This is a genomic window from Hassallia byssoidea VB512170, assembly GCF_000817785.2.
GTDB classification, from domain to species: domain Bacteria; phylum Cyanobacteriota; class Cyanobacteriia; order Cyanobacteriales; family Nostocaceae; genus Hassallia; species Hassallia carrinoi.
This window is the reverse complement of sequence record NZ_JTCM02000008.1, coordinates 1-12,627: the sequence shown is the minus strand read 5'-3', so window position 1 is coordinate 12,627 and position 12,627 is coordinate 1. Positions and strand designations below refer to the sequence as shown.

General features: G+C 40.4%; 10 protein-coding genes. 9 read left to right on the top strand and 1 reads right to left on the bottom strand.

Going from position 1 to position 12,627, the window contains the following annotated elements; all coding sequences use genetic code 11:
* Positions 1-16: 16 nt before the first annotated feature.
* From PI95_RS06145 to PI95_RS06130, 4 genes are all read left to right on the top strand, one after another.
* Positions 17-1,081, top strand: a complete 1,065-nt coding sequence (locus tag PI95_RS06145) for an NAD-dependent epimerase/dehydratase family protein (RefSeq protein ID WP_039753389.1) — start codon at positions 17-19, stop codon at positions 1,079-1,081.
* A gap of 138 nt (positions 1,082-1,219) precedes the next feature.
* Positions 1,220-2,041 (top strand): cupin-like domain-containing protein, encoded by an 822-nt coding sequence (locus PI95_RS06140; RefSeq protein ID WP_163518650.1) that lies wholly within the window; start codon positions 1,220-1,222, stop codon positions 2,039-2,041.
* Between the two features lie 86 nt (positions 2,042-2,127).
* Positions 2,128-3,516, top strand: coding sequence for an MFS transporter (locus tag PI95_RS06135; RefSeq protein WP_163518649.1), 1,389 nt, complete (start codon positions 2,128-2,130; stop codon positions 3,514-3,516).
* Positions 3,517-4,142: 626 nt separating this feature from the next.
* The gene (locus tag PI95_RS06130; protein ID WP_039753392.1) at positions 4,143-6,182 is read left to right on the top strand and encodes an alpha-amylase family glycosyl hydrolase; all 2,040 of its coding nucleotides are present in this window, start codon (positions 4,143-4,145) and stop codon (positions 6,180-6,182) included.
* 66 nt (positions 6,183-6,248) lie between these two features.
* Here the strand turns inward: PI95_RS06130 and PI95_RS06125 are convergent, their stop codons facing one another.
* Positions 6,249-7,532 (bottom strand): MFS transporter, encoded by a 1,284-nt coding sequence (locus PI95_RS06125; protein ID WP_039753394.1) that lies wholly within the window; start codon positions 7,530-7,532, stop codon positions 6,249-6,251.
* 284 nt (positions 7,533-7,816) lie between these two features.
* On the opposite strand from PI95_RS06125, the gene PI95_RS06120 reads away from it, so the two are divergent.
* The 5 genes from PI95_RS06120 to PI95_RS35630 form a co-directional block, all read left to right on the top strand.
* Complete coding sequence (locus PI95_RS06120) at positions 7,817-9,490, top strand: ABC transporter ATP-binding protein/permease (RefSeq protein ID WP_039753395.1); 1,674 nt, start codon at positions 7,817-7,819, stop codon at positions 9,488-9,490.
* A gap of 78 nt (positions 9,491-9,568) precedes the next feature.
* Entirely contained in the window at positions 9,569-10,780 is a 1,212-nt protein-coding gene (locus PI95_RS06115) for a macrolide family glycosyltransferase (RefSeq protein ID WP_039753397.1), read from the top strand.
* 73 nt (positions 10,781-10,853) lie between these two features.
* Positions 10,854-11,438, top strand: coding sequence for an IS607 family transposase (locus PI95_RS06110; protein WP_039753398.1), 585 nt, complete (start codon positions 10,854-10,856; stop codon positions 11,436-11,438).
* A gap of 252 nt (positions 11,439-11,690) precedes the next feature.
* Positions 11,691-12,239, top strand: coding sequence for a hypothetical protein (locus PI95_RS35635; protein WP_236116951.1), 549 nt, complete (start codon positions 11,691-11,693; stop codon positions 12,237-12,239).
* 75 nt (positions 12,240-12,314) lie between these two features.
* Positions 12,315-12,627 (top strand): IS200/IS605 family accessory protein TnpB-related protein (locus PI95_RS35630; protein WP_336507027.1); only part of this gene is annotated, 313 nt, incomplete at its 3' end.

The window sequence follows — 12,627 nt, the reverse complement described above, 5'->3', positions numbered from 1 at the left end:
TATGTAACCTTGTCTAATGAAAAAATTACTTGTAACTGGATCGTCAGGATTAATAGGTTCCGAAGTTTGCCTATATTTTGCCAATCAAGGTTGGGCAATTCACGGCATTGATAATAATCAAAGAGCAATATTCTTTGGCTCTCAAGGAGATACTCGCTCTCAACAAAAACGCTTAGAAACTCAAATTAAAGGTTTTGTCCATCACGAGATAGATGTACGCGATCGCCCGGGCATACTAGACTTAATTGATAGCCTGAGACCTGATGCGATCGTGCATACAGCAGCACAACCCAGCCACGACCTCGCGGCAACAATTCCCTTTGATGATTTTGATATCAATGCTGTAGGGACGCTGAATCTTTTAGAAGCAACTCGCCAATTTGCCCCAAAAGCTCCGTTTGTGCATATGTCTACCAACAAAGTGTATGGAGATGTACCTAATGAAATTCCGATGACAGAATTAAAAACTCGTTGGGATTATGCCGATCCTGCCTATAAGCACGGTATCCCCGAATCGTGTCGCATCGACCAATCAAAACATTCTCTTTTCGGTGCTTCTAAAGTTGCTGCCGATATTATGGTTCAAGAATACGGTCGCTATTTTGGGCTAAAAACCTGCTGTTTGCGCGGAGGATGTTTGACAGGTCCAAATCATGCTGGTGTTGAACTGCACGGATTTCTCAGCTACTTAGTCAAATGTAATTTAGAAGGTCGCACTTATAAAGTGTTTGGTTACAAAGGCAAACAAGTGCGGGACAATATTCACTCTTATGATGTTGCCCGCTTTATCGAGGAATTTCTAGCCGCACCCCGCAGTTGTGAAGTTTATAATTTAGGAGGTGGACAAGAAAATACCTGTTCGATATTAGAAGCTTTTGATATCGTTGCATCATTAACTAACAAAAAAATGGTGTACGAGTATATAGAAAAAAATCGGGAAGGAGATCATATATGTTATTATAGTGATTTACGGAAAATAAAAAAGCATTATCCTAATTGGTCTATCACCAAACCATTAGAATCAATATTTTCAGAAATTGTTGCTGCCTGGTCAAATAAATTCACACTCAATCAAAAATAGCAGGAACTAACTACATATCACCAGATTCGTAGTGAAACTCTGCGAAACGAGTGCGTTTAATTCCTTATGAATTTCCTCAGCCGATAATAAACTCAATATGACTAATTCCAACACATGATAAAAAATGACTTCACCGCAGTGACTCAAATTGAACGGATTGAACAACCGACGAGAGAAGTATTTCAAAACTTTCTCTCTCCGAGAAAACCCGTCATTATCACTGGGGCAATGAAGAGTTGGAATGCGCTCTCTTTGTGGACAGCGGATTATCTTAACACCGTCATCGGCAATACACAAGTTGATATTAGTGTTTCGCAAAACAGTCTCTTCACCGGCAATCAAGAAAATGGGTTTGCCAAATTGAGACAAAAAATGAATTTCATCGAGTTCATCAACCTGCTGCAAAAAGAGAAGTCAACCGATAATTACTATTATCTCCAACAACAATCAATTCCCGCAAATTTTCCAGAGATATTTTCGGATATTGAGTTACCAGAATACTTCGATAAAAAGCTCTTGACCGATCCGACCATTTGGATTGGTTCTGGGGGCAACATTTCCCCGCTGCATTACGATGCAATGGATAACTTATTTGCTCAAGTTAGCGGTCGAAAACGTTTTTTACTATTTAATCCCCAACAAACTTCTTCACTATATCCTTTCCCCGCTAATTCCAAAATCCCGCACATGAGCCAAATCAATATCGATCAACCCGATTTTGATAAATTTCCCAACTTTCCCAAAGCTAAATATTTTGAGTGTGTTATCCAAGCAGGTGAAATTTTATTTATTCCTGTTTTTTGGTGGCATCAAGTATACTCGCTGGAAAATTCAAATAACAAGCTAAATATTTCTGTAAATTTCTGGTCTAAGCCACCTATTAGCCAATTTTTTACTCCTCCAGGACGGCGATCGCTAGCACAAATACCCGCTATTATGAAGAGAGCTTTAAAATTATGAGTTGTATAACATTTATAAACATGCCAAACTGAATATTTATTATTTACCTCCACTTCTAATATTCTCACCAATTATTCAACTGAATTATGAAATATCTAAGTCAAGTACTTGAACTAATTCGTGAATTCCGTAGCTTTATTATCTTCTGGCTTGGGCAGTCTCCGGCTGAAGTCGGAACCCGCTTGACAGGATTTGGTTTAAGTATCTGGGTCTATCAGAACAGTCACGCCGTTACACAAGTAAGCCTAGTTCTATTTTTTACAACCTTACCTGGTGTATTAATCACCCCCTTCGTTGGTGCATTAGTAGATCGGTGGAATCGAAAATGGATAATTATTTTCAATAATATAATTGTGGCTTTTGTCACAATAACACTCGTCTTACTGCTACAATCTCATAATCTGCAACTCTGGCATACCTATATCTCTGCATTTTTAACCTCATTGTGCGGTTCTTTTCAAATGACTGCAAAGTCAGCTGCTTTACCCATGATGGTTAAGAGGAATCAGATGGGGAGAGCCAATGGCTTAATTCAGTTCAGCACAGCGGTAGGACAGCTTGCTGCACCAGTCTTGGCAGGTGTACTCATCGCCACTATACAACTTCAGGGCTTGCTGCTGATTGATTTATCTACCAATATGATTGCAGTGTTAACGCTACTATTTATTCAGATTCCTCAGCCAGAAAAGAGCACAACATCGGGTGAGGGAATTACTAGTATCATCAATGACATTATTTACGGCTGGGAAAACATTTCATCTCGCCCTGTTTTGCTAACCCTACTGGCATTCATGACAATTTATTTTTTTGTGAATGGGATAACCACCGTCTTGATTAATCCGCTGATATTATCCTTTTCGGATGCTACGACATATGGGAGTATAATGTCAATCGCTGGCGGTGGAATGGTTGCTGGTAGCATCTTTATGAGTATCTGGGGAGGAGGAACAAAATCTATCTCTGCTCTGTTTATGTTTTCGGCATTGAATGGGATAGGTATAGTAATCGCTGGAATAAAACCCTCTATCCCCTTAATAGCCTGTGGCATTTTTCTCTCGTTTTTTACCTTGCCGATTATTATGGGTACTAATAATACAATTTGGCAAAATAGCGTACACCCAAACGTTCAGGGACGTGTTCTCTCATTGTTCGGCGCAGTAACAGGCTTGGGGTTGGCTTTTGGTAATATCAGTGCCAGCCCACTAACTGACAGAATCTTGGAACCTATGCTATCCGATGACGGGGTGCTTGCTAGCACTGTTGGAAAATTGATTGGAACGGGTACTGGGCGTGGAATTGGTTTTTTGATGATTCTAGAAGGGCTGCTATTTTTACTCATATCAATCGGCTTCTACTATTATTTTTCCTATCAGCAATTTGATGAGGAATTGTTGGCTGCTGGTACGGAAAATCTGACGCAATACGATTCGGATCAGATCCCCCCACCTGAGTTGACACCCTTCAAAAAGGGGTAATTGATAATGGGTAATGGGTAATGGGGAATTGGGCATTGGTAATGGGTAATTGGTAATGGGTAATAACTTTTCTCATTCCCAATTTCCAATTCCCAATGCGAGCGTGCGATAGGGCCCAACACTTGATATGACATTATAGCCGTCAGTCTTAAAGTTTCTAAACATTTCTTCAATAATATATAAAATTAAAACCTCAGTCTTTTTTATCTGAGTTTTTAGGTGTTGGGTGTAAGATGATAGGTCAGAATTTTTTAATTCTCAATTAGATGAATATTGTTGATAATTACAGTCCGATCTTTATTTTCAGCATCTTATTGACATTCAACAATTCTCGGTCTTATGCCATTACCCATGAAGATCCACTTAAGATGGGAGCAAAGCAATCAAATGATATCTTTGAATTGCCTGGTAAGAAAGCGATTAGTTATTAAGCACGCCCGCCCAATACCATATAATAGCGTCGCTATATTCACAAAACTTATCTACGTAAATTACGCCAAATTAGGGGTTTTGTAGCCCGCGCTGGCGTGACTTGTATCTTTAGCCCTAGCCCTTCTATCATAGATTAAAGATATAAGTCTACACATAATTGGTATTATATTTTCAATTATTTGTAGAACCACTTTATGCGCTACTTTGAAGAATACTGTGAAGTACATCTTGAACCGAACATTGCACCATTTACTTGGGTGTTTAGGAGTGATGAGAAAATCTGTATTAGATTTGGTATTAGCTTATCAAAAGATCCAGATTGTGGGCAAATAGCTTATGAGTTGAATGATGGACAAGGATATTGCGATTCAGGTCGAATTACGGCACATACTGAAGGCATTGTCGAAAATGGGTTCAAAATGTTTTCACTCACCCTACCACCTATCAGTAGCGGGGGTGGATATCGATATAGCCTGGGTTATGTTGATATGTTCGGTTCGGAGCATACAAGTGTGCGATCGCGTTTTCTTCTTGTCTGCGATACATCACCTCGATCGATGGCTGAGATCCAATCAGTGTTTCTTGGGTTTGTTAACAACCAACCTCTGTATGGACCAATACCACAGGTTGAAATGACATCTAGCCCCCCGGATTGGGGCGCACGTCTGTTTTACTCTATAATAATAGATCGCTTTGCCCGGAGTGACAACAGCGATCGCATCGATCTAGGCGCAGTCAGGTATAATCCTTCTGACCCATATGCAAGCCACGGTGGGACAATTCGTGGCGTTACCGATCAGATACAATACCTGAAGTCATTGGGAATAAGAGCAATTATCCTCAGCCCGGTGTATGTCAACGCTGCTGACGGCTATCATGGCTATCATCCAATTCACCTATTGATGGTCGATCCACGTCTGGGTACACTTATGTGTCTGCGCGAGCTTGTCGCGAAAGCTCATGAAGCTGATATCGCTGTCATTTTAGATGTCGTCAACAATCATATCACAGATAGTATTAACTGGGAGCATTATGGTGGTCCGACTGGAGGGGAATTTAAATACTTGCAAGGTGATGATACTACAGTCATGCCTTTTCCCGTAGAAGCACGTAACACATCACTCTTCCACGGTCCGGAATACACTGATATGGTGAATCAAAGACTGTTTGGCTTTTTGGAAGATTGGCGAACAGAGACAAGCTACGTCCGCGAGTTGCTAATTAACCATCTCAAATACTGGATTGCGGAAACGGACATTGATGGTTTTCGATACGATTCCGCACGTCACGTTGGTCTTGACTTTTGGAAGCCTTGCGTTGAAGAGATATCAAGATATACCACCTATCTTGGGAAAAAGCAGTTTCTGCAAATAGCCGAACACGCTGGAAGCACTCACGAAGAATTAATTGCCTACAATGACGCGAAATTCTCGAATATAATAGACTACCCAACTTATTATACCGCCATCAAGTACTCTCTTGCCGATCAAAGTTGGCTAGGGGGTTTGGCAGATTATTTTTGTGGTTTTCTGGCTCCATCACACTCATATTATGCAGGTTGGAGGAACAATATTATGTTCCTCGAAAACCAAGACACAACTAGAATATTCCATGAATTCTTAAGTCGCATACCAAGCCAAGACGATGCTAGAGTTTATCTGCACTTTGCTCTTGCCTGCTTGATTCTTGGACCTCAAATACCTTCTATCTATCAAGGAACCGAGCAAGAGTTTTCTGGTGCTTTAGGGATGCATCAACGAGAGGATACAGGAGAATGGATTGGTCATGATTGCTACGTGCGGGAGGACATGTTTGAGAACCCTGCGTGTGTTTGGCAGTTTGGTCCGATTAACCGAAAATCTTTCCAACCCTATAACAAAAACCACCCAACCTTCATACTGATTCAACAGCTTGCCGAAATTAGGTTTCAAAACAAACTAATTCAAAGTGGAACCCGCACTTTATTATCCTCTAGAAAGAATGGTCTTTGGTGTGTACTTATTCATAGTATGGCTTTTGATCAGCCGCTCTTCATTGCTATGAACCTTGGACCTAGACCAGTATTTGAGCAGGCTTTAAAGATTCCTAATTTGTATGGTGAGTTCTCCGGAGTTGATCTGCTGATCGCGACATCGGGTGGAGCATTCCATCTTGTGGAAGGTGGTATGCGAATTAGACTTGCACCATTCACATTTGTCTTAGGGCGACTTTTACGCGATGATAATAAAAGTTAAAGAGTAGAAGCAATGGGACTTGCCTCTATCACTTTTAAATTAGAGGCAGTTTGTTGTAATGAAGATTCACGCATCAGGTAAATTTTCTTCTAATTCTCTGATGCCAGGGTATTGATAGGCAATAAGTGCTGCCACCATTATAAAACACCCGACGATCGCAAATAGCAGTCCGATACCGCGACCTGGTCCAGAACCAATCACCTGACCAATAATGTTTCTAGACCAAGGTCCATCAAATGCCATTAGTGGCTCAAAAACACGGTCAGCCAAAGGACCAGCAACAAGTGCAGCTAGCGGTATAGCAATCCCCGATATCGCTCCGGTTAAAGCAAAGACTCTTCCCTGTACTCGTTCGGCAACTTGTGTCTGAAAAATAACCTGCACTGAACCGTTGATGAAAGGAGCAGTCAAAAAGAAAAGTAAAGTTGCGATCGCAATCTGTATAATAGAGGGACGCAAACCAGCAAGGGCAATCCACAGCCCACTTAAGGACATGGCGCTAAGTATTGGGACTATCAAGTTTTTCCAATTATTTTTCTGAGTGCTCATCACCAAAGCACCCACGAGAGTACCAATACCGCCAACGAATGCAATTTGTCCCAAGCTAGCTGGGGTAGTCAAAGAAAGAATTAAGGGATACATCAGTACACCAACAAACCCGATCAAGAATTGGTAAATGGTGAAGACAATCAAAAACCTTAGTAATCCAGAATGCTCAGTCAAATAAGTCCAGCCGTAGCCTATTTCTCGCAAAATTGATAAAGGCTCTTGGTTCTCATCAGCAGGCTGACTAATTTGAGGGAATGGCACTAACACAAGGGGAACAAGGGCAACCAGTAAAGCTGCTAAATCGATCAGGAGAATACCTTTAAGCTGGATAAGACTCAGCAAAATACCTGCTAGTAAAGGCGAGATGATTTGCTGAATGCCCATTGAAAGTTGAACCATACCGCTGACGCGGGCTAAATCGTCTTTAGGAACCAAGGATGTGATCGAAGCTTTATAAGCAGGCGAATGAAAAGCACCGAAAATTGAAATGAAGACATTTCTCAGGTAAATGTGCCAAATTTCTAGTTGACCGGTAATTACTAGCGCCAGAATAGTTAGTGTAGACAGCCCATTACACAAATGACTAATAATCATTGTCCAGCGCCGATCCCAACGATCCACCAATGTGCCTGCTAATGGCGAAATCAGGATCGGTGGTACCGTAGAAGTCAAGGTAACTAAAGCGAACTGGGTAGCGGAGCCTGTTTTCTGAAAAACCCAGATATCCAGAGCAAATACAGCCATCCAGGTGCCAATCAGAGAAACTAATTGTCCCAACCAAATTAATGTGAAAATACGCATTTTATCTATAAATTTCTAATTTAAGCGACAATCGGCTGTTATATTTATTTATAGTTGTTCAACCCGACATAATATTACAACATTATTTTCTGTAAGCGATCGCTTGTGTCGCACCCAATCATCAAAAACTTGGTAATCAACACTACACAGCATCAAAGCCGAGATTTTGACTTTGACCTTGATTAATTATAGCCAAGTGACTATAGGGTATAGTATTAAAATCCACAAGCGAACTGTTGCTTACTGGAAGTCTTCATCATTAAAAACATATATAAATTATACAAATGAATCGATTCAACTTGACGGTGGTCAAGCGGTTTTGGGCGATCGCTAAACTTTATTGGCTAGGTAATGAAAAAAAAGGTGCTAATGCTCTACTTGTGCTTCTCGGAGTGTTATTATTAGCCAACACTCAGGTCAAGGTGTTCTTAAATACCATACAGGGAGAGTTAATTTCTGCCCTTTCTGCCCGTGATAGCGCTCGATTCTGGCAAGGTGTAGTAATTGCATTAGGAGGGATAATCATTTCTGGTTTCCTTAATTCTGGCTATGGCTATCTGCGAGAGACAATAGGGATTTATTGGCGTCGCTGGTTGACCGATCGCTTCTTAAATCAATATTTTAGCGATCGCGCTTTTTATGAGTTGAGTAACTTTAACCAAGAAATTGACAACCCAGACCAACGTATTGCCGAAAATGTCGCCAGTTTTTGCCAGCAATCCATTCAGTTTTTTGTAAATATTATTGAATCTATTTTTGTAGTAATTGCTTTTAGCTTCATTCTCTGGTCTATTTCCATAAATCTAGTTTTGGCTTTATTAATTTATTCAATATTAGCTTACTCTATCACTATTGGCTTTTACGGCAGAAAATTAACTCAACTACATTTAAATCAACTGAGAAAAGAAGCTGATTTTCGCTTTGGTTTAGTTCGCATTCGAGAAAATGCCGAGTCTATTGCATTCTATAACGGAACTTCTCAAGAAGCCAACAAAATTAAACTTCTCTTCAATGAAGTATTTAATAACTTTAAACGATTAATTTTATGGTCAGAGTTGTATTTAAATATATTTAAATATCCCTTTGGCAATCTCACCTTAATATTACCAGCAGTGATTCTCGGAAACCAGATTCTCATAGGTAAACTCGAAGTGGGAAAAGTGACAGAAGCTATGGGGGCGTTTGGAAGCGTCGCTTTTTCTGTCAATTTGATAATGTATCAGTTTGAAATATTCACTAAATTTGCGGCTTCAATTGACCGTCTATACATCTTTTATGAATATCTTAAACAGCCAAGAAAAGAAACAGCTAATAAAAAAATTGATATAGTAAAAGACAACCGTTTAGCAGTTGAAAACCTGACTTTAGAAACTCCTAATTATCAAAAGACTTTATTTAAAAATCTCTCGGTAGAACTGCAACCAGGACAAGGATTACTAATTATGGGAGAAAGTGGTAGTGGAAAAACTTCTCTGTTGCGTGCCTTAGCTGGTTTATGGAATTCGGGAACAGGTGTAATTTTTCGCCCGGAATTAGAAGAAATGCTATTTTTACCGCAGCGTCCTTACATGATTTTAGGCACTCTACGCGATCAGTTAATTTATCCTAACGCCAAAGTTGATGTGAGTGATGAAGAACTTCGTCAAATTCTCCACAGGGTAAATCTGTCAAACTTAGCAGAACGATTCGGTGGTTTTGATGTAGAGAAAGATTGGAGTTACGTTCTTTCTTTGGGAGAACAACAAAGGCTGGCTTTTGCCCGGATACTAGTGACAAAACCAAAATATGCAATTTTAGATGAGGCAACGAGCGCTTTAGATGTCAACAACGAAGAAAATCTTTATCGTCTTTTGTTAGAGACAGGGACAACCTTTGTTAGTGTAGGTCATCGCCCCAATCTTAAGAAATTTCATCAGCTTATTATCTCTGTTTCGTTGCCTGTATCTTCTAATTTATAACAAATAATCCCCACTCCCCATTCCCCACTCCCCACTCCCCACTCCCCATTCCCCATTCCCAAATCAGATTATTTTTCTATGAGTCGTATTATATTCATGAACGTTTCCGCTGCCGGACACATCATCCCCACTTTTGGATTAATGGCAGAGCTAATTAAAAGAGGTGAAGAGGTAATTTACTACGAAGTTGACCGTTTTCAGAAAGAAATCGAGACGTTTGGAGCTTCTTTTCGTTGTTATCCTCCGCTAAATCCTCAGACAGCACCACCAGCGGAAAACGAAATGTCTCTAGTACCCTCGTTAACTTGGTGCGCGATCGAGATGCTGCCGGCACTTTTAGAATCAGTCCGTGAGGAAAAGCCAGATTACATCATTCACGACTCGCTGTGTCTTTGGGGAAGATTAGTAGCGCAGTTGCTGAATATTCCCGCTGTCAATTCCATCGCTACCGCTGCCTTCACTCCAGAAAGTTTCTATGAATGTCCCAGACTAAGAAAGAAACTTCCCCGATTGTTAAAGGAGGCAGCAGGCAGCATGAAGCACTATCGTCAACATCAACGAGAACTACGAGAAAGTTACGGCTTGTCCCCGATTAAATTTATTGATACATTTACTAATATCGAACCTCTAAATATTTGTTATTTACCGCCAGAACTTCAGCCTTATAGCGATAAATTCGATGAGCGGTTTCATTTTGTCGGTCCGTGCAATCCGGTGCGGGCGATGGAATATGATTTTCCAATGGAGCAATTACAAAAAGATAAGGTAATTCTGATTTCATTTGGCAACATTCACGATCCAGGTTTGGCATTTTATCAAAGCTGCATTCAGGCTTTTGGCAGCATTGATGCTCAAGTTATAATGCTGTTGAGTCCGGGAATGGATGCTGCGCTTTTGGGAGATATCCCAGAAAACTTTATAATTCGACCTACGGGTACTGTTCCCCAACTAAAGATATTAGAGCGTGCTAGTTTGTTTATTATGCACGGTGCGGGAGGGGGAGCGCGGGAGGCTGTCTGGTACTCGGTGCCGATGATTGCAGTTCCCCAAACTTATGAGCAGGAGATTATTTCACACCGCATTGAGGAGCAGGGTGCGGGAATTATGATTTTACCAGAAGATGTGACAGCGGAACGTTTGCAAAAGACAGCGCAGCAAATTCTAGGCGATCGCTCTTTTGTCGCAAACAGCGATCGTCTGGGTGACGCTTGTCGTGCTGCTGGAGGAGCAAAGCGAGCGGTGGATGAAATTCTGCGATATGTTCATAACACTAGTACATTCCCAAAATAAGAATATGTATCTCGAAAACTTTAAACAAAATATAGTCTAACATAGTCAGGCATCGTCTAAAACCATAGAAGTAATGAAATTGTCTGATTATGCTAAAACCTTGGGGATTTCCTACCTTACAGCTTGGCGACATTACAAGGCAGGTAAGATACCATACCCGACAGAACAACTTCCCACAGGTACGGTAATTGTTGATTACGATCCAAAAAAGATACCAGGGGGTCTTGTTAGGGTTGCGATTTATGCCAGAGTCTCAAGTGCTGAAAATAAAGATAACTTGGATAGACAAGCTCTTAGATTAACTGAATATGCAGTTGCCAAAGGATATCAGATCGCCTATATCGTGAAGGAAGTAGGGAGCGGTCTAAACGACAATCGCAAGAAACTAGAAAAGCTTTTACTCAAAGATGATTATGACATTTTGTTAGTCGAACACAAAGATAGATTAGGCAGATTTGGTACACATTACATGGACATTTTACTTAAAAGATTAGGGGTAAATTTAGAGGTTGTTAATCTAGCCGACAATGGTCGGGATGAATTAATGCAAGATTTGGTGGCGATAATTACCAGCTTTGCAGCACGGTTATATGGTCAGCGCAGGGCAAAACGCAAAACAGAAAAAATTGTGGAAGCGTTAAACTCTAAAGGAGATTAATCTAGATTTTATAGTCAAATATATCTGACTGTATCTTTCGTGATATACTAATTTCATTGCCAAAGTTGATCAATATGCGTCAAGTCGAAAAGCACCTAATCAAGGATGGACATGAGTGGTTTGATTATTGCGGGGAGATTACTACGGTTTATCGACAGCTTTATAACACTGCTCAATTGACTCAACGTCAAGGTTTTTTCTATGGCTGGGGAACTCAAACACAGGCTAAATTAGACACGCTGTTTTCTTCAAATGAGAACTACAAAGCAATGGAGCGCGAAAGTAGCACAACTCGTTTTAAAGCAGAATGCAGATGCTTGGATTGCGTACTACAAGGCATTGGCAGCTTATAAAACTGACGATAGCAAGTTTACAGGTAGACCGAAACCACCTAGTTATGTTGATGAGAAAAACCTAGTTAAGTTCAATAATCAAGCAATTGGTAAAAGAGAATTTAGTAAAGGTTTAGTTGTCCCATCAATGTCACCAATTCAGATTCCAGTCAAGCCGGGACTAAAGTTTGAGAACTTGTGCGAAGTACGAATTATCCCCAAAACGGGATGCTTCGTTATCGAAATAGTTTATGAAATTCCAGAGTTGTCAGATTATGAGTGCAGTTTGAATCCTGGGTTGAGTGCGGCGATAGATATTGGTTTAGATAATCTAGCGACGATTGTTTTCAATGAACTAGCAATACAGCCGATTATTGTAAATGGGAAACCATTGAAATCAGCAAACCAGTTTTATAACAAGCAGGTTGCTAAATTCCAAGGTTTTCTACTCTTAGGTAAAGGCAAATAAAGGCGAATTGCAAACATCGTTCGTAATCGCAATCAATTTGTAGATTCATATTTACATCAGTCCACAAAAATGATTGTGGATGAGTTTTTATCTCTTGGTGTAACTCACGTATCAATAGGAAAAAATGAACAATGGAAAACTCGTCTTAATTTAGGTAAGCGCACAAACCAAAACTTTACTCAGATACCACACGCAAAATTTATCGAGATGCTGACTTATAAATTAGAAAGAGTCGGCATCACCGTACTGGTTGCAGAAGAAAGTTACACTAGCAAGAGTTCTGCGATTGATTGGGCGAAGTCTTCTCGCTTACAAATGTGGACAGGCTTCTCCCAAGGGGAGACGCGAAGCGCGAACATCAAAAATATTCGTGGGTGGTTGCGGATCT

What these genes read in the sequence shown, in the direction of transcription:
- PI95_RS06115 (WP_039753397.1), top strand. Translation starts at nt 9,569, where the DNA reads ATGAGTCGTATTATATTCATGAACGTTTCCGCTGCCGGACACATCATC.
- PI95_RS06110 (WP_039753398.1), top strand. Translation starts at nt 10,854, where the DNA reads ATGAAATTGTCTGATTATGCTAAAACCTTGGGGATTTCCTACCTTACA.
- PI95_RS06120 (WP_039753395.1), top strand. Translation starts at nt 7,817, where the DNA reads ATGAATCGATTCAACTTGACGGTGGTCAAGCGGTTTTGGGCGATCGCT.
- PI95_RS06130 (WP_039753392.1), top strand. Translation starts at nt 4,143, where the DNA reads ATGCGCTACTTTGAAGAATACTGTGAAGTACATCTTGAACCGAACATT.
- PI95_RS06135 (WP_163518649.1), top strand. Translation starts at nt 2,128, where the DNA reads ATGAAATATCTAAGTCAAGTACTTGAACTAATTCGTGAATTCCGTAGC.
- PI95_RS35635 (WP_236116951.1), top strand. Translation starts at nt 11,691, where the DNA reads ATGAGAACTACAAAGCAATGGAGCGCGAAAGTAGCACAACTCGTTTTA.
- PI95_RS06125 (WP_039753394.1), bottom strand. Translation starts at nt 7,532, where the DNA reads ATGCGTATTTTCACATTAATTTGGTTGGGACAATTAGTTTCTCTGATT.
- PI95_RS06145 (WP_039753389.1), top strand. Translation starts at nt 17, where the DNA reads ATGAAAAAATTACTTGTAACTGGATCGTCAGGATTAATAGGTTCCGAA.